Raw genomic sequence first — 25,741 nt, 5'->3', positions numbered from 1 at the left:
GAGGCACTCTCCCATCGAGGTATACCGACCGGTGTGGTTACCACGATAGGCGCATCGGTGCGGTTGGTGTCAACCCACCGGTCGGTATAGTCGACGGCATGGCGGAAGTGGCGGAGTTGCTGGAGAGGCTGACCCCGGCGGGGCGGCGGGTGCTCGACGTCGCGGCCGAGCTGTTCTACGCCGAGGGCATCCACGCGGTCGGCGTCGAGGCCATCGCGGCCGGGGCCGGGGTGACCAAGAAGACGCTCTACGCCTGCTTCGGGTCGAAGGAACGGCTGGTCACCGCGTACCTGGTCGAGCGCGACCAGCGCTGGCGGGAGTGGCTGCGGAACTGGGTGGCGGAGCGCGCGAGCGGGCCTCGCGACGAGCTGCTGGCCGTCTTCGACGCGCTCGGCGCGTGGATGGATCGCGCGGGTTTCCGGGGCTGCGCCTTCGTCAACGCGCTGGCGGAGATGCCGGAGGCGGACCACCCCGGGCGAGCGGTGGTCATCGGGCAGAAGCGCTGGATGCGGGACTACTTCGAAGAGCTCGCGGCGCTGGCGGGAGTCGCCGAGCCCGCGCAGTTCGCGGACAGCGCCCTGCTCCTCTACGAAGGCGCGACGATCGTGGCATCGGCCGACATCCCGGGCGCGGTCGACCACGCGCGGCGCACGGCCGAAGTCCTGCTCGCGGCCTGAGCCCTGGTTCCACCGCGAGATGTTCCGTTTCCACTGGTCAGGACCCGTGAGTACTTTGTGGTGCTATAGAGGCTGTTTTGGATCTTGGGTTGGGTGGTTGTGATATGGGCTCAAGATCATCACGGGTGGGGCTCAGGGGCTGAAAAGCAGGGCGGGTTCTTGTTATCGCTGAGGTTGTCTAAGCCTGCGATCACAAGAACCCGCCATGCCATTGAACCCTGTACCTGTCGCCGTCGATCGGCGGGGGTGCCGCTGCACGTGCGGCTGTTGGACCCGCCGACGCCGCTACGCCTCGGATCTCACCGATGCCCAGTGGGAGATCCTCAAACCCCTGCTCCCGGCACCGTTGACCACCACCGGGCTGGGTGGACGGCCGGAGAAACACTCCCGCCGCACCATGATCGACGCGATCTTCTACGTGGTGGACAACGGCAACAAATGGCGCAACCTGCCCGCCGATTTCCCGCCCTGGCAGACCGTCTACGGCATGCTGCGCCGCTGGTCCCGCAATCTGGCCACCCATCACCTCCTCGACACGCTGCGCAGACGGCTGCGCACCGCCCTGGGCCGCAACGCCCGTCCCAGCGCCGGCTGCATCGACTCCCAGTCGGTGCACAAGACCGCCGAGGCCACCGTGCCCCGCCACAGCAGCGGGTTCGACCCCCACAAGAAAGTCAACGGCCGCAAACGCCACATCGTCACCGACACCCTCGGCCTGCTGGTCTCCGTGGTGATCACCCCCGCCAACGTCCAGGACCGCGACGCCGCCTGGCCCGCACTCCACGGAGCCGCCTCACGCGGACTCACACACGTCTGGGCCGATCAAGGCTACGAAGGACCCCTCACCGAACACGCCAACAACGTCCTCGGCCTGACCGTGAACATCGTCTACCGACACCCCGGACAGAAAGGCTTCCAAGTCCTGCCTCGCCGCTGGGTCGTCGAGCGCACCCTGGCCTGGATCAGCCGACGACGACGCTGCGCCCGCGACTACGAACGCCTCCCCGAACACCACGCCACCATCGTCTGCTGGGCCGCCATCATCCACATGACACGCAGACTCGCCCGCCTACCACACACCACCCAACAAGATCCAAAACAACCTCTATAGCACCACAAAGTACTCACGGGTCTCCACCAGCGGAAACGGAGCAGCGGGGGCGATTTCAGGCGAAACCTTCAAGGGGCACGGCGCTTTCGCGGGTCGTGCGGTCGGTCGATGAGTCAGTCTACTTCGGACGTGATGGTGCCGCGGAGGGCGTCGACTGCGTGGCGGCGGTGTTCGTCGAGCAGGCGGACCAGGTCGTCGGCTCGCCGGTTCTTCGCTGCGGCCACGATCCCGTCGTGCTCGTGCCGGACCCGGGTGCGGTTGGCGTCGGAGTTGTAGTAGACCGCCCGGTAGGCGTCGGTGGCGTCCCAGAGGGTGCGCACGACGCGCAGCAGGCGCGGCATGCCCGACGGTTCCAGCAGGGCGAAGTGGAAGCGGCGGTTGGCCGCGATCATGGCGACCAGATCGCCGTCGTCAGCTGCCCGCTCAACGTCCTGCTGGGCGTCGGTGATCCGCGCCAGGTCGGTGTCGGTGAACCGCTCGGTGGCCACCGCGGCGGCCTCCGCCTCCAGCAGCTCCCGCATCCGGTAGACCTCCAGCAGGTCGCTCAGCGACAGCTCGGCCACCGAGTAGCCCCGGTGCGGCTGGTAGACGACCTGGCCCTCCGCCTCCAGCGTCTTCAGCGCCTCGCGCAGCGGTACCCGGCTCACGCCGAGGCCCTGGGCGATCGAGTCCTGGCGGATCGGCTGGCCCGGCGCCAGCTCGCCGGACACGATGGATCTGCGCAGCTCGCCGAGGACGAACTCCTGCGTGGTGGGTGGTCGCTGCATCCCGGTCCTCCCGTTCTCCGGTCCTTGACCGGCTGCCCGACAACTGTATATTGGATCCAATATCGCGGGTGACGCAAGCCACTGGTGCGACGGGAAGGGCGGGTGCATGGAGACGCTGCCGATGGACGGGGTGGTCGTCGCGGACTTCAGCCGGGTGCTCGCCGGCCCGTACGCGACCATGCTGCTGGCCGACCTCGGCGCCACCGTGATCAAGGTGGAGCGCCCCGGCACCGGCGACGACACCCGGACCTGGGGCCCGCCCTGGACCGAGCACAGCTCGTCCTACTTCGAATCGGTCAACCGCGGCAAGCGCAGCATCGCCCTGGACCTCGGCGATCCGCAGGACCGGGCGGCCGCGCACGACCTGGTCCGCCGCGCCGACGTGCTGGTGGAGAACTTCAGGCCCGGCTCGCTGGCCCGCCACGGCCTGGACCACGCCGCCGCGCGCGAGCTCAACCCGCGGCTGATCTACACCTCGATCTCCGGTTTCGGCAGCGACGGCGGTGCGGAACTGCCCGGCTACGACTTCGTGGTGCAGGCGCTCGGCGGGCTGATGAGCATCACCGGCGAAGCCGACGGGCCGCCGATGAAGGCCGGTGTGGCGCTGGTGGACGTGCTCACCGGCAAGGACGCCGCGCTGGGCATCATGGCCGCGCTGCGCCACCGCGAGCTGACCGGCGAGGGCCAGCACGTCGAGGTGAACCTGCTGTCCAGCCTGCTGGCGTCGCTGGTCAACCAGATGAGCGGGCTGCTGACCACCGGCACCGCGCCGCGGCGGATGGGCAACCGGCATCCGAGCATCGCGCCGTACGAGACGTTGCGCTGCGAGGACGCCTTCCTGGCCGTCGCGGTCGGCAACGACGGACAGTTCCGCAAGCTGTGCGGGGCGCTCGGGCTGCTCGGCCTGCCCGACGACGAGCGGTTCGCCACGAACGCGCAGCGCGTCGCCCACCGCGATGAGCTGGTCCGGCAGCTGGAGAACGTGCTCGGCGCCCGCACCGCGGCCGACTGGCAGGAGCGGTTGCAGGGCTTGGGAATCGCGTGCGGACAGGTCAACGACCTGGCGCAGGCGGTGCACTACGCCGAGTCCCTGGGGCTGCGGCCGCTGGTCGATCCCGGTGACGGGGCGACGACGCAGGTGCGCATGCCCATCGACTTCTCGGCGCACGGCAGCGCCGAGGTGACGCCGCCGCCGTTGCTCGGCGAGCACGGCAAGGAGGTCCTCGCCTGGCTGGAGGACCCCGAACAACCGCTTTCCCCCATCGCTTCCAGGAGGAACCAGCAATGAGTGCCGGTGGCAAGCGCCCTGCGTTCGACCCGCGCGACCCGCTCGGGATCGACGCCGAATTCACCGCGGAGCAGTTGGCGATCCGCGACAGCGTGCGCGCGCTGTGCCGCGACCACGTGCAGCCGCACGTCGCGGAGTGGTACGAGCGCGGGGAGTTCCCGCAGGCCCGCGAGCTGGCCCGGGAGCTGGGCAAGCTCGGCGTGCTGGGCATGCACCTGGAGGGCTACGGCTGCGCCGGACTGTCCGCAGTGGACTACGGCATCGCCTGCGAGGAGCTGGAGGCCTGCGACTCCGGGCTGCGCTCGCTGGTGTCGGTGCAGGGCTCGCTGGCCATGTTCGCCATCTGGCGCTGGGGCTCGGAAGAGCACAAGCAGCACTGGCTGCCGCAGATGGCGGCCGGCGAGGCGATCGGCTGCTTCGGCCTGACCGAGCCCGACCACGGCTCCGACCCGGCCTCGATGCTCACCACGGCGCGCCGCGACGGCTCCGACTGGGTGCTCAACGGCCGGAAGATGTGGATCACCAACGGCAGCATCGCCGCGGTGGCCGTGGTGTGGGCCAAGACCGACGAGGGCGTGCGCGGCTTCGTCGTCCCGACCGACACGCCGGGCTTCTCCGCGCCGGAGATCAAGCACAAGCTGTCCCTGCGCGCCTCGGTGACCAGCGAGCTGGTGCTCGACGACGTCCGGCTGCCCGCCGACGCGGTGCTGCCCGAGGTCACCGGCCTGCGCGGCCCGCTGTCCTGCCTCAACGAGGCCCGCTACGGCATCGTGTGGGGCGCGGTCGGCGCGGGCCGCAGCTGCCTGGAGGCGGCGCTGGACTACGCGACCACCCGCGAGCAGTTCGGCCGGCCGATCGGCGGCTTCCAGCTCACCCAGAGCAAGCTCGCCGACATGGCGGTGCGGGTGCAGAACGGCAGGCTCCTCGCCCTGCACCTCGGCCGCCGCAAGGACGCCGGGCAGCTCATCCCGCAGCAGGTCAGCTTCGGCAAGCTGGACAACGTGCGCGGAGCGATGGAGGTCGCCCGCACCGCGCGCACCATCCTCGGCGCGAACGGGATCTCCCTGGAGTACCCGGTGATCCGGCACATGACGAACCTGGAATCGGTGCTGACCTACGAGGGCACCGGCGAGATGCACGCCCTGACCATCGGCCAGGCCCTGACCGGTTTGAACGCCTTCCGCGGCTGAGGTTTCCAGGCCCGTTTCGCACGACGGTGCGAGTCGTGAAGGACTGCGCACCGGCGGCCGCGGGGTCGACGCGATTTCAATGGAAGTTGCACGTGCGATTTCCATTGAAATCGCGCAGATCCCGACGCCCCACCGGCATGTCGGGTGCCCGACATGCCGGTGGGGTGGGCGATTTCAATTGAAATTGGATGGTCGATTTCAATTGAAATTGCGTGGGACGGTGGGATCCGGCCGTCACCAGACGGTGAAGCCGCCGTCGATCACGACGTTGCTGCCGGTGACGAAGCTGCTGGCTTCGGCGGCCAGGAACACCGCCAGCGGGCCGATCTCGCGCGGTTCGGCCACCCGGCCCATCGGCGTTTGCGCCAGCCACTGGGCGTACCACTCGGGTTGGGTGTCCTGGACGCCCTTGAGCAGGTCCGTTCCGGTGTAGCCGGGGGAGATGGAGTTGACCCGCACGCCGCGGCCGCCCCACTCGCCCGCCAGCGACTTGGTCAGCATGATCACCGCGGCCTTCGAGGCGTTGTAGTGCGCCTGCGGCTGCGGGTGGTTGGAGATCAGGCCGGACATCGAGGCGATGTTGATGATCGACCCCGATCCCTGCGCCAGCATCGCGCGGCCGACCTCGCGGCAGCACCAGAACACCGCGTCCAGGTTCAGCCCCAGCACCCGCCGCCACGATTCGTCCGAAGTGGACTCGGCGGGTTCGTTGCGCACGGTGCCCGCGTTGTGCACCGAGACGTCGATGCGGCCGTGCTCGGCCACCACGCGCTCGACCAGCCCGGCCACCGCCGCCGAATCGGTGACGTCGACCTGCCGGAACTCACCGCCGACGGCCTCCGCGGCCGCCTGCCCGGTCGCCGGGTTGATCTCGGCGATCACCACCTGCGCACCCGCGGTGCGCAGGGCCTTGGCGATCTCCAGCCCGATGCCCTGGCCGCCACCGGTGACCAGAGCGACCTTGTCCTGCAAGGAGAAGACGTCGTTGCCCATCCGTCCCGCCTTTCCGCACGTCGTGATCCCGCCGCGATTGTGCCGCCGCGCCCAGCCGAAGTGAACCAGCGATCGCCCGCCGAGGCCAGGCGTCCCCGCAGCACCCGGCGCAGCGTCGATTTCGCGCGAAACCAACGCCGCGCCAGGTCAGCGGAGGAGCGGCGGGAGGATCCGGTGGGGCCAGTCGGTGGCTCGCTCGTAGGCGTGGGCCAGCTGGAGGAGCGACCACTCCGCGTGGTTGCGGCCGATCAGCTGGACCCCCATCGGCAGGCCCGCCGGGTTGCAGCCGACCGGGAGGTTGACCACCGGGTGCCCGGACAGCGTCCACGGCGCCACCGCCTCCATCCAGCGGTGGTAGGTGTCCATCGAGCGGCCGTCGATCTCCTGCGGCCAGCGCTGCTCGGCGTCGAACGGGAACACCTGCGCGCTCGGCGCGAGCAGGAAGTCGTACTCGTCGAACAGCGCCGACACCGCCGCGTGCCACTCGTCGCGGCCGGAGAGCGCGCGGCTGATGTCGGGCACCTGGAGCCGGTGGTAGTTCTCGATCTCGAAGATCAGCTCGGGTTTGAGCAGCGCGCGCTTGGCCGGGTCGTCGTAGAGCTCGGCGTGCTTGCGCCCGACGGTCCACGACCGCCACAGCAGGAACGTCTCCCACGCCTGCTCGACCGGGAGCGGTTTGGCCACCGGCTCGACCGCGCAGCCGATCTCGCCGAAGGCGGCGAAGGATTCGGCGCACAGCTCCAGCAGTCCCGGCTCGGTGGCGAGGTGGCCGTCGAAGTCGCCGACCCAGCCGATCCGCACGCCGTCGAAGTCGTGGTCCAGCCGGCCGGCGAACAGCTCCGGGTCCTGCTCGATGCTCAGCGGCGCGCGCTCGTCCGGACCGGCCATCGTGGACAGCAGCATCGCCACGTCCCGCACCGTGCGTCCCATCGGGCCGACCACGGAGGGCGAGCTGAGGAAGCCCTCGACCGGGATGCGTCCGAAGCTGGGCCGCAGCGACACGATGTTGTTCCAGGCGGCCGGATTGCGCAGCGAGCCCATGAAGTCGCTGCCGTCGGCGACCGGCAGCAGCCGCAGCGCCAGCGCCGCTCCGGCACCGCCGCTGCTGCCGCCCGCGCTGCGCGTGGTGTCGTAGGGGTTGCGCGTCGTGCCGAACACCGGGTTGAAGGTGTGCGAGCCGAGGCCGAACTCGGGGACGTTGGTCTTGCCGATCACGATCGCGCCCGCTTCGCGCATCCGCTGCACGTGCAGCTCGTCGCGGTCGGCGATCGAGTCGGCGAACAGCGGCGAGCCCATCGTGGTGGGCAGCCCCGCGGCGTCGGAGAGGTCCTTGACCGCGATCGGGAAGCCGTGCATCCAGCCGCGGTGCTCGCCGCGGTCGAGCTCCTGGTCGCGCCGCCGCGCCTCGTCGAGCAGTTCGGCCTCGTCGCGGCGGGAGACGATCGCGTTGACCTGCGGGTTGAAGCGGTCGATGTGCGCGAGGTAGGTCTGCATGACCTCGACGCAGCTGACCTCGCGCCGGGAGATCAGCCAGGACAGTTCGACCGCGTCGAGCAGCACCAGCCCGGGGATCTTCGATGCGGGCAGTCCGGATCCGGGCGCTACCGACACGCTGCGTCCTCCTGTGCTGTTAGGGCCATCCCTTAGTGCTCTGAGAACCCGCCGGTGGTCGTCCTGCGCAGGTGGGTGCAAGCGGCTGGCGCCGCTTCACAAGCGCGGACGGCATTCGCCGACGGGCTCTTCTCGACCTTTCCGCTCGGTGGGGCCGCACGTCAACCGCCTCCCGGCCGCAGCGGTGGAGCAGAGGCGTACGTCACGTTAGCGTTGCTAAAAACCATTCGGGTTTTCAGGCTGAGTCGACCAGACACCGCTCGGAGCCGAGGAGGGCGCAGTGGCAGCCGCCGGGCAGCAGCGGACCGTCGGAACCGCGAGAGTGCTCTCGTCGGTGGCCGCGGTGGTCACCGTCGGGGTGTTCCCGGTGTTCCTCGTGGGCGGTCTCGGCGTGCAGCTGCAGCAGGAGTTCGGCTTCGGTGCGGCGCTGCTGGGCGTCGGCGCGGCCGGGTTCTTCGGCGTCGCCTCGCTCTCGTCGCGGACGATGGGCTGGCTGGTCGAGCGGATCGGCTCCCGGCTGGGCATGCGGGTCGGCGCGCTGGGCAGCTCGGCGTGCCTGTTCGGGATGGCCGCCGCGCCCAACGCGGCCTGGCTGCTGGCGGTGCTGTGGGTGGCGGGCCTGCCCAACTCGCTGGCGCAGCCCGCATCGAACCTGCTGATCGCGCAAGGGATCCCGGTTCACCGGCGCGGCATGGGCTTCGGCGTCAAGCAGTCCTCGATCCCGGCCGCCACGCTGCTGGCGGGCGTGGCGGTGCCCGCGGTGGCGCTGACCGTCGGCTGGCGCTGGGTGTTCGTGATCGCCGGCGCGATCGGCCTGGTCGCCGCCGCAGCGGTGCCCCGGCTGCCGGAAGCCGAGCGCACGAGATCGGCCAAGGCCGCGGGCGGCGGGAGCGGCCCGCGGCGGAGCGCGCTCCTGCTGCTGGCGATCTCCGGCGGCCTCGGGTCGGCCGCGGCCAACGCGCTCGGCGCGTTCGTCACCACCACGGCGGTCGAGGTCGGGTTCAGCCCGTCGGCGGCCGGGCTGGTGCTGTCGCTGGGATCGGCGACCGGGCTGCTGATCAGGTTGTGCGCGGGGGTGGTCGCCGACCGCCGGAACCCGGACCTGGTGCGGGTCATCTCCGGGATGCTGCTGATCGGCTCGATCGGGTTCGGCCTGATGGCCGTGCACTCGACGATGGCGTTCCTGATCGGGGTGTCCATCGGGTTCGGCGCGGGCTGGGCCTGGCCGGGCCTGCTGAACTTCGCGGTCGCCAAGATCGCCCCGGACCGGGTGGCCAGCGCGACCTCGTTCACCCAGACCGGCATCTACCTGGGCGGCAGCCTGGGGCCGCTGCTTTTCGGCCTGCTCGCCGAGCACGCCGGGCTGGACGGGGCCTGGCTGGCGGCGGGTGCGGCGGCGATCGTCGCGGGCGTCCTGCTGCTGTTCATCCGCCGCTGACCGGCTGGACCGGGATGAGCGCGTCGGCCGACTTGCGGGCCACCCCGCCGTAGAGCAGCCGGTACCGGTCGGACGCCGAGGTCGGTCGGCCGGGATCGGGGCGCCAGTCGGCCAGGTTGGTCGTGCCCGGGGGCAGGATTTCGAAGTCGCCGAAGAGCTTGTCGATCCAGCTGGTCTCGCGCGGGTGCAGCGGATCGGAGGTCTCGGCGTAGAAGTCGGCCAGCACCCGCACCGCTTCCGGCGCGTTCGTGCCGGTCACGTGCGAGATCACCAGGTGGCTGCCCGGCACGAGGGCGTCCTGGTAGGTCTCCACCAGGCCGAGCGGGTCGTCGGAGTCCGGGATGAAGTGCAGCACCGAGGTCATCAGCAGCCCCACCGGCCGGCGCAGGTCGAGCAGCTCCCGGGCCTCCGGCGAGCGGAAGATCGCCTCCGGTTCGCGGCAGTCGGCCTGCAGGATGTCCGCGCGCGGTTCGTCGGCCAGCAGCGGTTTGCTGTGCGCGACGGTCAGCGGCTCGTTGTCCACGTACAGCACCCGGAAGTCGCGGGTGCGCCGCCGCGCCACCTCGTGCAGGTGCCCGATGGTGGGAATTCCGGAGCCCAGGTCGAGGAACTGGCGCACGCCGCGGGCCAGCAGGAACTCCACGGTCCGGCGCAGGAAGGCGCGGTTCTCCTGGTAGCAGCCGCCGATGCCGGGCAGTGCCTGCTCGATGCGCTCCGCGAAGCCGCGCTCCACGCCGAAGTTGTGCCCTCCGCCCAGGAACGCGTCGTAGATCCGGGCGGCGGCGGGACGGACGATGTCCATCTCGCGCGGCGGCGACTTGCGCGTTTCGACCATGGACTCCCCCTTCTCGCTGGAATCGTACAGTAGTCAATCATCAACGCAGAGTGTTCAGCGGCCGCTCGCGCGCCGCTCTTGCTGATCGTCGTGCGCGCATATCACGATGGGTCCCTCGTGACCCGCGTTTCTCCCAGGAGGTGCTCGTGACCGACGTCCGCGCGGTGGTGGCGACAGGCAAGGGCAGGCCGGTCGAGGTGGTGACCATCGACGTCCCCGATCCCGGCCCCGGTGAGGCGGTGGTCCGGGTGCAGGCCTGCGGGGTGTGCCACACCGACCTGCACTACCGCGAAGGCGGCATCAGCGACGAGTTCCCGTTCCTGCTCGGTCACGAGGCGGCTGGCGTGGTCGAGCAGGTCGGCGAGGGCGTCGAGGACGTGCGGCCCGGCGACTTCGTGGTGCTGAACTGGCGCGCGGTGTGCGGGACGTGCCGGGCGTGCAAGCGCGGCCGGCCGCAGTACTGCTTCGCCACCCACAACGCGGCGCAGCCGATGACGCTGGACGGCCAGCCGCTGTCGGCGGCCCTGGGCATCGGCGCGTTCGCCGAGAAGACCCTGGTGCACGCCGGGCAGTGCACCAAGGTGGATCCGTCGGCCCGCCCGGCGGTGGCCGGGCTGCTCGGCTGCGGCGTGATGGCCGGGATCGGCGCGGCGGTCAACACCGGTGGTGCCGGGCCGGGCGACTCGGTGGCGGTGATCGGCTGCGGCGGTGTCGGCGACGGCGCGATCGCCGGGGCGGCGCTGGCCGGGGCGCGCCGGATCATCGCGGTGGACCGCGACCCGAAGAAGCTCGACTGGGCGCGGGAGTTCGGCGCCACGCACGTGGTCAACGCCGCCGAGACCGACGCGGTGGCGGCGATCCGGGAGCTCACCGGCGGTTTCGGCGCCGACCTGGTGATCGACGCGGTCGGCAGGCCGGAGACGTTCCAGCAGGCCTTCTACGCGCGGGACCTGGCGGGCACGGTGGTGCTGGTCGGCGTGCCCACGCCGGAGATGAAGCTGGAGCTGCCGCTGCTGGACGTCTTCGGCCGCGGCGGTGCGGTGAAGTCCAGCTGGTACGGCGACTGCCTGCCGGAGCGCGACTTCCCGATGCTGGTGGAGATGTACCAGCAGGGCCGGCTGCCGCTGGAGAAGTTCGTCAGCGAGGAGATCGCGCTGGACGGGGTGGAGGAGGCGTTCGTGCGGATGGAACGCGGCGAGGTGCTGCGCTCGGTGGTGGTCTTCTGATGGCCGCGCGCATCGACCACACGACGACCTCGGGCACGTTCTCGCTGGACGGCCAGACATTCGACGTCGACAACAACGCCTGGGTGGTCGGCGACGACGCGGAGTGCGTGGTCATCGACGCGCCGCACGACGTCGAGGCCATCCGCGCGCTGGTCGGCGACCGCGAGGTGCGGGCCGTGCTGTGCACGCACGCGCACGACGACCACGTGCGCCGGGCGCCGGAGCTGGCCGAGGCGGTCGGCGCGCCGATCCTGCTGCACCCCGACGACATGGTGCTGTGGCGCCTGACCCACCCGGAGCGCCAGCCGGACGGTGAGCTGGCCGACGGTCAGGTCGTCGAGGTCGGCGGGATCGGCCTGCGCGTGCTGCACACGCCCGGGCACGCGCCGGGCGCGGTGTGCCTGCACTCGCCGGAGCTGGGCGTGGTGTTCACCGGCGACACGCTGTTCGCCGGCGGGCCCGGTGCGACCGGGCGGTCCTATTCGGACTTCGGCACGATCACCGAATCCATCCGGGACCGGTTGCTGCCGCTGCCCGCGGACACCGAGGTGCGGCCCGGACACGGTGAGAGCACCACGATCGGCGCGGTGCGGTCGCAGTTCGACGAGTGGGTCGCGCGCGGTTACTGATCGTCGCGGCCCGACCACGGGGTAGGGTTCCCGGTTACCACTTTCGGCGGATGAAGCTGCGCGGTGCAGTGCGCACGATCTTGTCCGTGAGCGGCGACCGGGCCTGCTCACGGTTGGCATCGCGAGCAGATCCGCACACCGCGTGAGGCAGGTCCGATGGTCGATCATGCGCTGAGCCGCACCGCGGCGGCCGAACCGGCGACGGGCCTGTGGCCCTGGCTCGTGGCGCACCGCGCGGTGCTCGGGGACATCGGCTTCGTGCTGGTGCTGTCGGTGGCGCACGGCTTCGACCTGTCCATCGGCGAGCATCCACCGTGGATGGACTGGTGGTGGCCGCTGCTGGTGAGCGTGCCGGCCACCGCGATGCTGGTGCTGCGGCGGCGGATGCCGTGGACGGTGCTGCTGGTCATGCTGGTGGTCACCGTCGCGCTCACCCTGCTCGAGCTCTACATCGGTGGTCTGAACCTGGCGATCCTGATCGCGATCTACTCGGTCTGCGTGCGCGGTTCGCTGACGGTGTCGGTGGTGGCCGCCTCGCTCGCGATGATCTTCCCGGTCGCCCAGATGATCGTCTACGAGCTGACGCCGGTGGAGAGCTTCCTGCGGATCACCGGCGGGGTGGTCAACCTGGTGATGGTGGTCGGCTGGGCGCGCGCGATGCAGGTCGGCAGGCGGCGCGCGGCGCAGCTGGAGCAGACGCTGACGATGCTGGACGAAGCGCGCGATCAGCTGGCCGCGGACGCGGCGGCCGTCGAGCGGGCGCGCATCGCGCGGGAGTTCCACGACATCGTCTCGCACAACCTGTCGGTGGTGGCGCTGCGCGCGGGCGTCGCGCGGGCGCTCATCGACCGCGACCAGGAGCACGCGCGGCAGACGTTGCAGGAGCTGGAGCAGAGCTCGCGCGGCGCGCTGGGGGAGATGCGCAACCTGCTCAACGCGCTGCGCGACCGCAACGCCGCGGGGCAGGACCCGATGGACTGGCAGCCGACGCCGGGGCTGGACGGGGTGGACGCGCTGGTCCACTCGGTACGGGGTGGCCAGGTGGAGTGGCGGTTCGAGCGGCGCGGTCAGATCCGCGAGCTCGGCTCCGGCGTCGAGGTGACCGCCTACCGGATCGTGCAGGAGGCGATGACCAACGTGCTCAAGCACGCGGGCTCCGGGCGGGCGCGGGTGCTGCTGGACTACGGGGCGAGCGCGCTGCGGATCGAGGTGACCAACCACCTCGGTGCGGGGGAGGTACCGCCGGTGTCCCATTTTTCCGGACATGGGCTGATCGGTCTGCGGGAACGCGTTGCGCTGCTGGGCGGAACCTTGACCGCACATCCGATTTTGAACGGATTTCACCTTGAAGCCGTGCTACCGTGCGCGGAAAATTCGGACCTGGCCTGAATCGGAACTGGGCCGGCCCGGAGCAAGGAGGCCCCGCGTGGAAACAGAGGACACGACTGTCCTGGTGGTCGACGACCAAGCGATGATCCGCGCGGGCCTGGTAGCGCTGCTGTCGAACGAGCCGGGCCTGCGGGTGCTGGCCGAAGCGGCCGACGGCGACGCGGCGCTGGCCGCGGTGCGCCGACGCCGTCCCGACGTGGTCCTGATGGACGTGCGCATGCCCGGCAAGGACGGCATCAGCGCCGCCGCGGACATCATCGCCGAGACCGACGGCACCACGGCGGTGATCATGCTGACGGTGCACGACCTGGACGAGTACGTCTACGCCGCGCTGCGCGCCGGTGCCAGCGGCTTCCTGCTCAAGGACGCCACCCCGGAGGACCTGGTCAAAGCGGTCCGCACGGTCGCGGCAGGAGAAGCGCTGCTGGCCCCGCGCGTCACCAAGCGGCTGCTGCAGCGCTTCGCCGCGCTCGGCGTCCGCGACGCGCGCAGCGAGCTCGGCGTGCTGACCGAGCGGGAGCTGGACGTGCTGCTCGAAGTGGCCAGGGGCGGCTCCAACGCCGAGATCGCGCGCAACCTCGGCCTGGCCGAGCTGACCGTGAAATCGCACCTGTACCACGTGATGCAGAAGCTGCACCTGAGCTCGCGGACCCAACTGGTGATCACCGCGTACGAAACCGGCCTGGTCTGCCCCGGCCAGGACAACAACAACCTCCGCCGCGCCTCCGCCTGATGCGATTTCCATTGAAGTTTTTCCATCCTCGTTCTGGGTGGCGGTGCGGGTGGCGGAACCTCAGACGCCGTCTGGTCTCCGGGAGCCCGTTCTGATGTATGTCCGATACACGGCGAACGGGCTGTCCTCGCCAGACGACGTCTGAGAACCCGCGGCGGTGCAGGTGCCGTAGGTGGGTTATGCGCCTGCGGCGCATGCGACACCTTCCGCGCGGTGCCGGTCAGGCCTCGCGGCTACCGCTCCGGAACAAGATGAAAAACGCTCAATGGAAGTTGCGCACGGTGTCGGCGTGTCGGGTGTCCGACACACCGGTGGTGCGTCGGGTTTTGCGCGATTTCAATGGAAATCGGACGTCTGATTTCCATTGAAATCGCGTGAGTTCCCCCGCGCTCGGGTGTGTCGGGGTGCACGGAGCGCCACCCCGGCCTTCGGCCCGGGAGCCGGGGGAGGGGTCTAATGGGGACATGAGTTCTGCACTGCGAGTCGGCCTCATCGGTTACGGTGTCGGGGGCGCGATCTTCCACGCTCCGCTGATCGCCGCGCATCCGTCGCTGCGGTTGTCCGCGGTGGTCACCGCGAATCCCGAGCGGCAGCAGCAGGTGCGGGCCGAGCACCCCGATGCCGCCGTGGTCGGCGACGTGGATTCGCTGCTGTCCGGCGATCTCGACCTCGTGGTGGTGGCGAGTCCGAATCGGACGCACGTCGAGCTGGCCACCGCGGCGCTGGACGCCGGGCTGCCGGTGGTGGTGGACAAGCCGTTCACGCCGACCGCGGTGGCGGGGCGGCGGCTGATCGAGCACGCCGAGTCCAAGGGCCTGCTGCTGACGGTCTTCCAGAACCGCCGCTGGGACAACGACGTGCGCACCGTCGCCAAGCTCATCGACGACGGCGAGCTGGGCCGGGTGCACCGCTTCGAGTCGAGGTTCGAGCGCTGGTCGCCGACGCCGAAGCCGACCTGGCGCGACTCCGGCGGTGCGGAGGACGTCGCGGGCATCCTCTACGACCTGGGCAGTCACCTGATCGACCAGGCCCTGCAGCTGTTCGGCCCGGTCGCGGCGGTGTACGCCGAGATCGACCGCCGGCGGCAGGGCGTGCAGGCCGACGACGACTCCTACCTGGCGCTGTCCCACGTCAACGGGGTCCGCTCGCACCTGTGGATGAGCAAGCTGGCGGCCGTGCCGGGCCCGCGCTTCCGGGTGCTGGGCGAGAAGGCCGCGTTCACCAAGTACGGCCTGGACCCGCAGGAAGCGGAGCTGCGCGCGGGCCGTCGGCCGGTGGACGAGACCTGGGGCCGCGAACCGGAGGAGAACTGGGGCGTGCTCGGCGTCGGCGACGACGTCCGCCGGGTTCCCAGCGAACGAGGCGACTACCTGGCGTTCTACGACGGAGTCGTTCGCTCGCTGCGCGACGGCGTGCCGCCACCGGTCGACCCGGCGGACGCCGTGGCGGCGCTGGACATCATCTCCGCGGCCCACCGCTCGGTCGCCGAGATCACCGTCGAGCGGCTGCTGTGAGCCCCGATCGGGCGTGACCGACCACCGGTGAGCCCGCGCGGGAAACCGCTGCCCACCAGACGCTTTCGTCCTCCTGGCACCGCTGGCTGCCGCGAGGCTTCACACGTGCTGGGGCTGTACATGCCCGGCGAATCCGGGCATGGTCGTTCCTGCTCGGGCACGCAGCACCTCCGCTACTCGAAGAGGAGGACGGGGTGAGCGTTGGCAGCACGGTCCCGGAGTCCCTCCCGCCGCTGGCGTCGCCGGTGTCCCGCCAGTGGCGCGCGCAGTGGATCGGCAAGCGCACCGATCCCGCTCACCGGATGGTGCAGTCGTTGACCTCGGACCAGGTGGCCTGGGTCGAGCCGGGGCACTGGCTGGGGCAGACGTTCACCGCGCCTGGGCGGTTCACCGCGGTGGGCCTGGACCTGGTCGGTGAACCGGAGGCAGCGGTGCGCGGGCGGCTGGAGCTGTGCGGCACCGACGGAACCGTGCTGGCCGACCAGGTCGTCGAGCGGGGCATCGTGCGCTGGGACCGCTTCGCCCACTTCGTCGAACTCCCCGAAGCCCTCGATGCCGGGGAGTACCTCCTGCGGGTCCAGGCCGTCGTGGGCCGACTCGGGTGGGCGACGCTGTCCGAACCCGCCCCGGCCGGGGTGGACGACGGGGTGTCGCCGCTCCCGCTGGTGGGGCGGGCCGTGCGCGACGGCGTCCGCGAGCCGGGAGTTCGGGCCATCGGCGTCGAGACGGTTCCCGCACCCAACCCGGTGTTCCGCACCTCGTTCGAGGTGCCCGGGGAGGTGCGGGAGGCCGAGCTGAGCGCGGTGGGCCTCGGGTACGGGGAGTTCCGGCTCAACGGGCGACCGGTGACCGGCGATGTGCTGGAACCCGCGCAGACGACGTACGACCGCACCGTGCTGTACCGCACCTACGACGTGACCGCGCTCCTGCGGCCCGGGCGGAACACGCTCACCGCGGAAGCGGGCCGCGGCTTCTACGCCGCGAGAGGGGCGAACACCTGGGGGTGGAACTTCGCTCGCTGGCACCGCGAGCCGGTGGTGCTGGCGCAGCTGGAGTACGTCGACGCGGCCGGGGAACGGCACGTCGTCGCCTCGGGCGCGGATTGGGAGGCGGCCGAGGGCGCGGTGACGTCGGATCTGCTCTACGCGGGGGAGACGACCGACCCGGCTCGCGCTCGTGGCGCGGAGTGGGAGCCGGTGCTGGTCGTGGCGCCGCCGGGCGGGGAGCTGAAACCGGCGACCGCGCCGCCGGTGCGCCGCACCGAGCTGCTCGCCCCGGTGTCGAGCACACCGCTGGCGGACGGGGCCGTCGTCCACGACTTCGGGGAGGTGCTCGCCGGGCGGATCCGCCTGACCGCGGTGGGCGAGGCGGGCGCGGAGATCGTCGTCCGGTACGCCGAGCAGCTCGACGAGGACGGGGCTGTGCGCTGCCGGAACCCGCTGGCCGCGGGCGGGACGCAGGTCGACCGCTTCGTCCTGGCCGACAGCGGGACCGAGGCCACGTGGGAGCCCAAGTTCAGCTACAAGGGATTCCGGTACGCGCAGGTCCTGGGACGCGCGACGGTGACCGAGACCCGCGCGGTCCGGCTGGAGACACCGGTGGCGCGGGTCGGCGAGTTCGAATGCGCGGACGAGGTCCTGACCTGGATCTCCGACGCCACCGCCCGGACCTTCCGCAACAACCTGCACGGCGTGCCCACCGACACCCCGGTGTACGAGAAGAACGGCTGGACCGCCGACGCCCACCTGGCCACCGAAGCCGTGCTGCACCACGTGGACCTGCGCGAGTCGTTCGGGAAGTGGCTGGACGACCACGTCGACGCGCGCGACGAGAGCGGCGTGGTTCCGCAGATCGTGCCCACCCCGGGCTGGGGCCGGGCGGCGGATCCGGCGTGGAGCGCCTCGATGGTGCTGATCCCCTGGTACCTCTACCAGGAGTACGGCGATCCGGCGGTCCTCGAGCGCTACGCGGAACCGATCCGCACCTACACCGACCGGCTGCTCGACCTCGCACCGGACGGGGTGTGGCGGCACCACAGCTGGGGCGACTGGCTCTCCCCGGGCCACCACTTCGCTCCGGAGGGCCCGATGCCGACCGCGACGATGGTGCTGCGGCACGTGGTGAGCCGGTGCGCCGACATCCTCGACGTGCTGGGCGAGACCGACGCCGCGGAGCGCTACCGGGCGGCCGCGGACGTGGTGGCGACCGCCTACCACCAGCGGTTCTTCGACTCCGGAAGCGGAACCTACCGGGTTCCGGACGTCGGCTACCGGCAAGCGGTGAACGTGCTTCCGCTGGCGTTCGACGCCGTCCCGGCAGAGCACGTCGCCGCTGTTGCCGAAGGCCTGTTCGCCGACATCGAGCACCGGACGAGGGGACACCTGGACTGCGGTGCGGTGGCGGCGAAGCACCTGCTGCCGGTGCTCGCGGCGCACGGCCGTCCCGATCTCGCCATCACGGTGGCCACCCGGCGGGATAGGCCGGGATGGGGAGTGTGGCGGGAGGCGGGCGCCGCCACCCTGATGGAGTCGTGGGACGAGACCGCGCGCTCGCACAACCACTACTTCCTGGGTGCCGCGGCCGCCTGGATCCAGCGGGCGGTCGGCGGCCTGCGCCCGACCAGCCCGGGGTGGGCGACCTTCGACGTCGCGCCGATCCTCGACGACCGCGTGGAGTGGGCCCGCACCGCCCACACGACGTCGCGCGGCCGCGCCGCCGTCGAGTGGCGGCGTTCGGACGGGATGTGGGAGCTGGACGTCGAAGTGCCGGAGACCGCGAGGGCCGCAGTGCGGCTGCCAGGCCACCCGGAGACGTCTCTTCCCGGCGGGCGGCACGCGCTGCGGCTGCCGGTCGTGACCACCCGGCCGGGAGTGGATCACCAGCCACAAGGAACTCCGAGAACGCAAGCTCGGCAGACGCGACCACCCCTGTGAATCGCGGAGAGGCGGGACGGCCCCCGCGACCACCGGGCCGCACGTGGAAGATCGCCGCACTCGCCGGCATGGCCTCCTACCTCGACGCCGGGGCGCTGGTCACCTCCGGCATCGTGCTCGGCGGCTCTTACACCGAGGTCCTCGCCCTCGACGCGGGGACGGTCGGTGTTCTCCTCGGCCTGCAGACCCTGATGTTCGCCCTCGGTGCGCTCTGCGGCGGTCGGCTCGGCGATCTGTTCGGGCGTCGCCGGGTGTTCACCCTGTCGCTGCTGCTGTACGCCGCTGGCATCGCGCTGCTGATCGTCGCGTCGCCGCTCTGGCTGCTCCACGTCGGTGTCGTCGCCGTGGGACTGGCGATCGGTGCCGATCTCGCCGCCTCGCTGGCGCTGATCAACGAGGAATCGCCCGACGGCCACAAGGGGAAGATGGTCATCTTCTCCAACATCCTGTGGATCGGCGGCATCGTCGTCGCCATGGGCCTCAGCGCCGCGGTCGGGTCGTGGGGCGTGCTCGGCGGGCGCATCATGTTCGCGCACCTGCTGGTGGTGGCGATCGTCGTGCTCGTCCTGCGCTTCGCGCTGGGCGAGTCCGCCGAGTGGATGGCGGCGCGGCGCGCGGCGGACGCACCCGGCGAGCCGGCGGGAATCCAGTTCAGCCGGGCCGGTCAGCTCTTCCGCGCTCCGGTGGTGTTCTCGGTCGTCGCGCTCGGCCTGTACTACGCCACCTGGAACCTCGGCGCGTCCACGATGGGCAGTTTCGGCACCTTCCTGTGGACCAACCTCACGGGCGGCGGAGTCGCGGAGTACTCCCGGCTGAGCCTGCTCGGCCTTCCCGTCGGTTTCCTGGGCGGTCTGGTGTTCATGCGAGTGGTCGACCGCCCGGCGCGGTACGCCTGGTTCGCGGGCGGCTCCGCGCTGATCCTCGTCGCCTGGGCGCTTCCAGCGCTGCTCGGGGCGAACCGGTTCACGCTGGTGGCAGTGCTGCTGCTGTCCGGGCTCGGCAACGCGTTCTGCGGTGAGGGCATCTACAAGGTGTGGTCGCAGGAGCTGATCCCGACGTTGCTGCGCACCACGGCAGGCGGGCTCACGATCGCCTTCGCCCGCGTGGTCGCGGCCCTCGCCGCGTTCGTCACGCCCGCGATCGCACTGGCCGATCCGGCGCTGCTGTTCTGGCTGCTGTTCGCCTTCACCGCGGTCGCGAACGCGATCGGCCTGCTCTGGGTGCCGCGGCTGCCGAAGGCGCGCGACCTGGAGGACGTGCCGGTGGTGGCCCGGCTCCAGCGCGAGCCACCACCGCCCACTGCGGATCCCGACGGGGCCGGAGATCAGAACCGGTAGGTCCGGGTGACCGCGATGAGGTCGCCGTCCTCGCGGGTTCCGGCTTCGAGGTCGGCCGGCCTCGGTAGGTAACCGGGAGCCCCGGCGAGGCCGCGGGTCTCGTCGATCGCCGTCACCCTGACCTGGCCGCCGCGCGTGCGGAAGGAGATCGCGACGCCCTCCGGCGGCAGATCGCGGAAGCGGATCTCACCGGGCCAGGTCGCGGTCCGGGTGCCCGACACCTGGAGCGGGACGGGAGCGTCGCCGGGCAGCCGCGCCGTGACCTCGGTGATCGGCTGATCCACGCGCAGCACCACCGAGCGGGCTCCGCGCGGCGAGGACACGTGCAGGTTCGTGGTGTCCCCGGTGCGGGTTCCGGTCACGCGAGGTCCTTCGACCGCGAGCGGCCGTGCTTGCCCGGTCCACAGCTGACCGCGCGCATATCCGGGCGGGAGCGCTTCGGTGTTCCGGCTGCCGACGAACTGCGCGGTCCACTCGGTGGGCTTCGCCTCGGCGCTGACCCAGCTCGCGGTGCCGGTGTCGGCGTCCAGCACGTAAGCGAGGTGGGAGCGGCGCGGGTGCTGCGCGTCGAACTGGTCGATGGCGAGGCCGCTCAGGACGAGCGCGACGGTCGCGGCGAGCGCCGTGGACACCGCCATGACGGCCGATCGGCGGGACAGCGCGCGGTCGGGCAGCAGGGTTTCGCCCAACGGGAGCAGGAACAGTCCGAAGAGGACGATCAGTACCGCGGTCGCCCCGCCGAGCGCCAGGCCCATGCCGTTGAAGACGGTGCGCGCCACCACGGGCACCACCATCGCGGCCACTGCTGCGGCTGCGGCGATCGCGATGGCGGACCACCTCGGGAAGAACATCGCCAGGAGGATTCCGAGTGCTCCGGCCAGCGCCGGCACGGTGAAGACGAACGCGGCGCCGGGAGCGATGAAAGCGCACGCGATGCCCGCCGCCGTGGGCCAGGTCAGCGCCCCGAGGGCGAGTGCGGTGGGGCCGAGCCGGGAGCGCAGTGCCAGGTACCAGCCGATCAGCACGGTCGCGGTGAGCGCTGCGAGTGCGAGCAGGAAGGCCAACGGCCGGTGCAGCAGGCCGTTCATCAGGTCGTAGTCGGGCCGCACGGCGACCAGCAGCGACCACAGCTCTTGCGCGAGCACGACCGCCACGGCGATCGGGACCAGCGCCGAAAGCGCGCTCAGCAGCGTCCGCGGCAGCGAGATCATCCGCCGGTACCGCGCCAGCACCACGGCTCCCACCAGTAGCAACGCGTTCAGCAGCGCCAGCGGCAGGACCACCGCGTCGGGATAGGTGATCAGCAGGCCGAGCGCGCGGAAGTAGACCAGGTCGTGGTCCGCGCGCAGGTCCGCGAGGTCGGCGCCGCCGAAGGCGCGGGTCAGCGCGAGCATGTTCTCGCCCTGGTGCTGGAGGCTGCCCGGGTTGAGGTTGGCGATCGTGTCGCTCGCCGTGTGGTACCGCGACGAGCCTTCGAGGTAGGCCGAGTTGAGGCCCGCGAACCCGGCCTCGGCCAGATCGGTGAAGTCGGTGCTGTTGGGCATCAACCGGTACATCTCGACCATCGAGGAGTCGCCGCGCGGGTGCTCGACGGAGTCGGCGAACACCTCGATCAGGCGCGCGTTGTCCTCGGTGGTCTCGAACATCAGCGACGGGCCGTCGACGCCGCGCGCCTCCCAGTTCAGCACCACGCCGCCGCGAGCGGCCAGCGGGTGCTCCCGGGCGAAGACGCCCGCCCCGAGCGAGCCGTCCTCCTCGCCGTCGCTGATCAGCAGCACGAGGTCGTTGCGCAGCGGCCCGCTCTCCCGCAGCGCCCGCACGGTCTCCAGCATCGCCGCCACCGAGGCGCCGTCGTCGGAGGCCCCGGGGCCGACGCCCGCCGAGTCGTAGTGGGCGGCGAGCAGGACCGTTCCGGTCGGCGCGGTGCCGGGCAGCGTGGCCACCACGTTGTCCACCTGGCCGAAGGTGGCCAGCCCGGTCGCGGCGTACGCGCCCAGCGAGCTCTGGACCTCGACCTGGAGCCCTTCCGCGCGCAGCCGCTCGACCAGGTGCTCCCGGGCCCGGTCGGCGGCCGCGCTGCCCATCGGCCGCGGTTCGGTCGCGAACCCGCGCAGCTCGGCGATGGCCCGCTCGGCGCTGAACTCCCCGGCCGGGGCGGCGGATTCGGGTTGCTGGACGCTCGCCGCCCCGATCACCGACACCACGAGCACCGCTAGCACGGCCAGGATCCCGGGCAACCGGAACCGCGTGCTGATCAACTTTCCGTTCACAGCGCGGAAAGTTACGGGCGCCGGCGGTGTTGCGTAATGCGGTGCGCTGCACAGTTCCACTGCGGTTGTCCGCAGGGTGCGCCAGGAGTCGCCGGCCCTGCTCCGGAGGGACCAGGTGCTTCGCGGCAACCGGAGCACCGCGCGCGGTCGAAGCGAAGGCCGCCGGGAGCGCCGCGGAGCCGCTGCCGCTGGTCAGGACGCGCCGAGTTGCGAACCGACTCGGTCCCCCCACGCTGAATGGCGGGGGCGACGAGCGCGAGGGAGCCGCGGATGAGCAGTGAGATCAGCGTCGGCAGCGTCGGGTGGACCACCACTCCGGCCGTGCGCGAGCACCTCGAACGGCCGGAGCTGGAGAGCTTGCAGCTCTGGTGGCAGGCCGCCAACTACCTCTCGGCCGGGCAGATCTACCTGATGGACAACCCGCTGCTGCGGGAGCCGCTGCGCCCGGAGCACGTCAAGCCCCGGCTGCTCGGGCACTGGGGCACCACGCCCGGGCTGAACTTCGCCTACGCGCACCTCAACCGCGCGATCCGGGCCCGCGATCTGGACATGATGTACGTCATCGGGCCAGGCCACGGCGGTCCGGGGCTGGTCGCTGCGGCGTGGCTGGAGGGCACCTACAGCGAGGTCTACCCGGATGTCGCGCAGGACTGCGACGGCCTGCGGCGGCTGGTCACCCAGTTCTCCTTCCCCGGCGGGATCCCCAGCCACGTCGCGCCGGAGACGCCGGGGTCGATCCACGAGGGCGGCGAGCTGGGCTACTCGCTGTCGCACGCGTACGGCGCGGCCTTCGACAACCCGGACCTGATCGTGGCGTGCGTGGTCGGCGACGGCGAGGCCGAGACCGGCCCGCTGGCCACCAGCTGGCACGCCAACAAGTTCCTGGACCCGGCCACCGACGGCGCGGTGCTGCCGATCCTGCACCTCAACGGCTACAAGATCGCCAACCCGGCGGTGCTGGCGCGCATCCCCGACGACGAGCTGCTGAGCCTGCTGCGCGGCTACGGCTACGAGCCCTACCTGGTCTCCGGCGCGGTGCCGGAGGCGATGCACCACCTGTTCGCCGCGACGCTGGACCGGTGCCTGGACGAGATCAGCTCGATCCACCGCCGGGCCCGCCGGGACGGCTGGACGCAGCGCCCGCGCTGGCCGATGATCGTGCTGCGCACCCCGAAGGGCTGGACCGGTCCGGACACTGTGGACGGAAAACGGGTGGAGGGCTCGTGGCGCTCGCACCAGGTGCCGATCAGCGATCCGCGCGGCAACCCGGAGCACCTGCGCCAGCTGGAGGCCTGGCTGCGCAGCTACGACCCCGACGCGCTGTTCGACGACGACGGCGCTCCGGTGCAGCGCATCAAGGACCACAACCCGACCGGCACCAGGCGGATGAGCGCCAATCCGCACGCCAACGGCGGGCTCCTGCTGCGGGCGCTGCGGCTGCCGGACTTCCGGGACTACGCGGTGCCGGTCGACGAGTCGGGGGCGAGCACCGGTGAGGCCACCAGGGTGCTCGGCGGGTTCCTGCGCGATGTGATGCGCCGCAACGCCGACGCGCGCAACTTCCGGGTGTTCGCGCCGGACGAGAACAACTCCAACCGGCTCAATGCGATCCTCGACGCCACAGCCCGCACCTGGGTCGCCGACACCGAGCCCGACGACGACGCGCTGGCCCCCGACGGCCGGGTGATGGAGATCCTCTCCGAGCACACCTGCCAGGGCTGGCTGGAGGGCTACGTGCTGACCGGCAGGCACGGCTTCTTCTCCTGCTACGAGGCGTTCGCGCACATCGTGGACTCGATGGTCAACCAGCACGCCAAGTGGCTCAAGGTCGCCGCCGGGCTCGCCTGGCGGCCGCCGATCGCCTCGCTGAACTACCTGCTCACCTCGCACGTGTGGCGGCAGGACCACAACGGCTTCTCGCACCAGGACCCGGGGTTCATCGACCACGTGGTGAACAAGAAGGCCGAGGTGGTGCGGGTGTACCTGCCGCCGGACGCCAACACCCTGCTGTCGGTGGCCGACCACTGCCTGCGCAGCCGCGACTACATCAACGTCGTGGTGGCGGGCAAGCAGCCCGCGCCGCAGTACCTGGACATGGACGCGGCGGTGGTGCACTGCACCCGCGGCATCGGGATCTGGGACTGGGCCAGCAACGACCGGGGCGGCGATCCGGACGTGGTGCTGGGCTGCGCGGGCGACGTGCCGACGATGGAGGTGCTGGCCGCCGTCGACCTGCTCCGCGACCACTTCTCGGACCTGCGGATGCGGGTGGTCAACGTGGTCGACCTGATGCGGCTGCAGGACGAGCGCGAGCACCCGCACGGCCTGTCCGACGCGGAGTTCGACAGCCTGTTCACCCGCGACCGGCCGGTCATCTTCAACTACCACGGCTACCCGTGGCTGATCCACCGGCTGACCTACCGCCGCCGCAACCACGACAACATCCACGTGCGCGGCTACAAGGAGGAGGGCACCACGACCACGCCGTTCGACATGTGCGTGCTCAACCAGATCGACCGGTTCAACCTGGCCATCGACGTGATCGACCGCGTGCCGCGGCTGGGGCCGAGCGCGGCGTACGCGCGGGAGGCGTTGCAGGCCAAGCTCATCGAGCACCGCCACTACGTCTCGACGCACGGCGAGGACATGCCGGAGGTGCGGGACTGGACGTGGCAGGCGCGATGAGGGTGCTGACGGTCAACGCCGGTTCCAGCAGCCTGAAACTCGTTCTGCTGGACGGTGATTCGGTGGTGGCCGACGAGCACCTGGAGCGGTGGGACGGCGAGGAGGGGCCGATCCGCCGGTTCCTGGACGAGCACGGCGCCGACGCCATCGGGCACCGCGTCGTGCACGGCGGAACCCGGATCGTCGCGGCGACCGTGGCCGATGACGAGGTGGTGGACTACCTCGCGTCGCTGACCGAACTCGCACCGCTGCACCAGCCCCGGGCGCTGGGCGGGCTGCGCGCGGCCCGGTCGATCGATCCGGGCACGCCGTCGGTGGTGTGCGTGGACACCGCCTTCCACGCCGCGCTCCCGCCGGCGGCGTCGACCTACGCGCTGCCCCGGGAGTGGAACCGCAAGTGGTCGTTGCGCCGCTACGGCTTCCACGGCCTCTCGCACTCCTATGCGGTGGTGCGCGGCGCTGATCTGGTGGGCCTGCCACCGGGGCAGGGGAGAGTGCTGAGCTGTCACCTCGGTGCGGGCGCGTCGATGGCCGCCGTGCGCGACGGCAGCTGCGTGGACACCACGATGGGTTTCACGCCGGAGGAGGGGCTGGTGATGAACACCCGCAGCGGCACCGTCGACCCAGGTCTGATCGGGTATCTGATCAACACGAAAGGTGTTGCGCCGCAAGAGCTGTTCGACGTCCTGGCGAAGCGGTCCGGCATCGCGGGGCTGTCCGGCACTTCCGGCGATCTGCGCGATGTGCTGACCGCGCGGTCCGAAGGGGACGGTGACGCCGCGTTGGCCTTCGACGTCTACCGGCGCAGCCTGGTGCGCTACGCGGGAGCGATGGCGGCCGTGCTCGGTGGCCTGGACCTGCTGGTGTTCACCGGCGGGATCGGTGAGCACCAGCCGCCGGTGCGAGCCGCGGTCGGCGAATCGCTGTCGTTCGCCGGTGTGGCGGTGGATCCGCAGCGCAACGAGGCGGCATCGGGAGATGCTGACATCACCGCGATCGGAGCGCCGGTGCGCACTGCGGTCGTCCAAGCCCGCGAAGACCTCGAAATAGCCCGCCAGACCCGCGCCGCGGTCGGGTTGAGCGGGCTGTGAGCGCGAAAGCCGGTTGGAGCCGGA

19 protein-coding genes are annotated in these 25,741 nt (G+C 71.2%); 14 read left to right on the top strand and 5 right to left on the bottom strand.

The features are described 5' to 3' along the window. Positions 1-98 precede the first annotated feature (98 nt). Together ATL45_RS02595 and ATL45_RS02590 are read left to right on the top strand one after the other, a co-directional pair. Positions 99-677 carry a TetR/AcrR family transcriptional regulator gene (locus ATL45_RS02595; RefSeq protein ID WP_177242062.1) on the top strand — a complete coding sequence of 193 codons (579 nt, stop codon included), beginning with the start codon at positions 99-101 and terminating at the stop codon, positions 675-677. 205 nt (positions 678-882) lie between these two features. Continuing rightward, complete coding sequence (locus tag ATL45_RS02590; protein WP_211841166.1) at positions 883-1,788, top strand: IS5 family transposase; 906 nt, start codon at positions 883-885, stop codon at positions 1,786-1,788. 113 nt (positions 1,789-1,901) lie between these two features. Here the strand turns inward: ATL45_RS02590 and ATL45_RS02585 are convergent, their stop codons facing one another. Continuing rightward, positions 1,902-2,555, bottom strand: coding sequence for a GntR family transcriptional regulator (locus ATL45_RS02585; protein ID WP_093156298.1), 654 nt, complete (start codon positions 2,553-2,555; stop codon positions 1,902-1,904). Between the two features lie 106 nt (positions 2,556-2,661). Between ATL45_RS02585 and ATL45_RS02580 the strand changes: the two genes are divergently transcribed. Both ATL45_RS02580 and ATL45_RS02575 read left to right on the top strand, forming a co-directional pair. Then, the gene (locus tag ATL45_RS02580; RefSeq protein ID WP_093156297.1) at positions 2,662-3,843 is read left to right on the top strand and encodes a CaiB/BaiF CoA transferase family protein; all 1,182 of its coding nucleotides are present in this window, start codon (positions 2,662-2,664) and stop codon (positions 3,841-3,843) included. Then, complete coding sequence (locus ATL45_RS02575; protein WP_093156295.1) at positions 3,840-5,033, top strand: acyl-CoA dehydrogenase family protein; 1,194 nt, start codon at positions 3,840-3,842, stop codon at positions 5,031-5,033. Before ATL45_RS02580 ends, ATL45_RS02575 begins: the two co-directional genes overlap by 4 nt. A 234-nt stretch (positions 5,034-5,267) precedes the next feature. Here ATL45_RS02575 and ATL45_RS02570 read toward each other — a convergent pair whose 3' ends face one another. Both ATL45_RS02570 and ATL45_RS02565 read right to left on the bottom strand, forming a co-directional pair. After that, positions 5,268-6,026: an SDR family NAD(P)-dependent oxidoreductase gene (locus tag ATL45_RS02570; protein ID WP_093156293.1), complete on the bottom strand. Its 759-nt coding sequence runs from the start codon at positions 6,024-6,026 to the stop codon at positions 5,268-5,270. A 147-nt stretch (positions 6,027-6,173) separates the two neighbouring features. Continuing rightward, complete coding sequence (locus tag ATL45_RS02565) at positions 6,174-7,637, bottom strand: amidase (RefSeq protein WP_093156292.1); 1,464 nt, start codon at positions 7,635-7,637, stop codon at positions 6,174-6,176. 280 nt (positions 7,638-7,917) lie between these two features. Between ATL45_RS02565 and ATL45_RS02560 the strand changes: the two genes are divergently transcribed. Continuing rightward, positions 7,918-9,075 (top strand): MFS transporter, encoded by a 1,158-nt coding sequence (locus ATL45_RS02560; RefSeq protein ID WP_093156290.1) that lies wholly within the window; start codon positions 7,918-7,920, stop codon positions 9,073-9,075. Here ATL45_RS02560 and ATL45_RS02555 read toward each other — a convergent pair. After that, complete coding sequence (locus ATL45_RS02555; protein ID WP_093156289.1) at positions 9,062-9,910, bottom strand: SAM-dependent methyltransferase; 849 nt, start codon at positions 9,908-9,910, stop codon at positions 9,062-9,064. The genes ATL45_RS02560 and ATL45_RS02555 overlap by 14 nt on opposite strands. 146 nt (positions 9,911-10,056) lie before the next feature. Here ATL45_RS02555 and ATL45_RS02550 point away from each other — a divergent pair, with 146 nt between their 5' ends. From ATL45_RS02550 to ATL45_RS02520, 7 genes are all read left to right on the top strand, one after another. Continuing rightward, positions 10,057-11,136 carry an S-(hydroxymethyl)mycothiol dehydrogenase gene (locus tag ATL45_RS02550; RefSeq protein ID WP_093156287.1) on the top strand — a complete coding sequence of 360 codons (1,080 nt, stop codon included), beginning with the start codon at positions 10,057-10,059 and terminating at the stop codon, positions 11,134-11,136. After that, the gene (locus ATL45_RS02545; RefSeq protein WP_093156286.1) at positions 11,136-11,765 is read left to right on the top strand and encodes an MBL fold metallo-hydrolase; all 630 of its coding nucleotides are present in this window, start codon (positions 11,136-11,138) and stop codon (positions 11,763-11,765) included. The genes ATL45_RS02550 and ATL45_RS02545 overlap by 1 nt, the downstream gene beginning before the upstream one ends. A gap of 156 nt (positions 11,766-11,921) precedes the next feature. Continuing rightward, positions 11,922-13,154 (top strand): sensor histidine kinase, encoded by a 1,233-nt coding sequence (locus tag ATL45_RS02540; RefSeq protein ID WP_093156284.1) that lies wholly within the window; start codon positions 11,922-11,924, stop codon positions 13,152-13,154. 37 nt (positions 13,155-13,191) lie between these two features. Beyond that, positions 13,192-13,887, top strand: a complete 696-nt coding sequence (locus ATL45_RS02535) for a response regulator (RefSeq protein ID WP_093156282.1) — start codon at positions 13,192-13,194, stop codon at positions 13,885-13,887. Positions 13,888-14,351: 464 nt separating this feature from the next. After that, positions 14,352-15,401 carry a Gfo/Idh/MocA family protein gene (locus tag ATL45_RS02530; protein ID WP_093156281.1) on the top strand — a complete coding sequence of 350 codons (1,050 nt, stop codon included), beginning with the start codon at positions 14,352-14,354 and terminating at the stop codon, positions 15,399-15,401. Positions 15,402-15,595: 194 nt separating this feature from the next. Next, entirely contained in the window at positions 15,596-18,334 is a 2,739-nt protein-coding gene (locus ATL45_RS02525; RefSeq protein WP_093156279.1) for a family 78 glycoside hydrolase catalytic domain, read from the top strand. 68 nt (positions 18,335-18,402) lie between these two features. After that, positions 18,403-19,671: an MFS transporter gene (locus ATL45_RS02520; protein ID WP_093156278.1), complete on the top strand. Its 1,269-nt coding sequence runs from the start codon at positions 18,403-18,405 to the stop codon at positions 19,669-19,671. Here the strand turns inward: ATL45_RS02520 and ATL45_RS02515 are convergent. Beyond that, the gene (locus ATL45_RS02515; protein ID WP_246025129.1) at positions 19,659-21,941 is read right to left on the bottom strand and encodes a M20/M25/M40 family metallo-hydrolase; all 2,283 of its coding nucleotides are present in this window, start codon (positions 21,939-21,941) and stop codon (positions 19,659-19,661) included. The genes ATL45_RS02520 and ATL45_RS02515 overlap by 13 nt on opposite strands. Positions 21,942-22,211: 270 nt before the next feature. Here ATL45_RS02515 and ATL45_RS02510 point away from each other — a divergent pair, with 270 nt between their 5' ends. Continuing rightward, the gene (locus tag ATL45_RS02510; RefSeq protein ID WP_093156276.1) at positions 22,212-24,626 is read left to right on the top strand and encodes a phosphoketolase family protein; all 2,415 of its coding nucleotides are present in this window, start codon (positions 22,212-22,214) and stop codon (positions 24,624-24,626) included. Then, the gene (locus tag ATL45_RS02505; RefSeq protein ID WP_093156275.1) at positions 24,611-25,717 is read left to right on the top strand and encodes an acetate/propionate family kinase; all 1,107 of its coding nucleotides are present in this window, start codon (positions 24,611-24,613) and stop codon (positions 25,715-25,717) included. Before ATL45_RS02510 ends, ATL45_RS02505 begins: the two co-directional genes overlap by 16 nt. The last annotated feature ends 24 nt before the right edge of the window (positions 25,718-25,741 follow it).

This window comes from Saccharopolyspora antimicrobica, assembly GCF_003635025.1.
Lineage (GTDB): Bacteria > Actinomycetota > Actinomycetes > Mycobacteriales > Pseudonocardiaceae > Saccharopolyspora > Saccharopolyspora antimicrobica.
The sequence above is the reverse complement of the archived record's forward strand: the minus strand, read 5'-3'. Positions and strand labels throughout refer to the sequence as shown.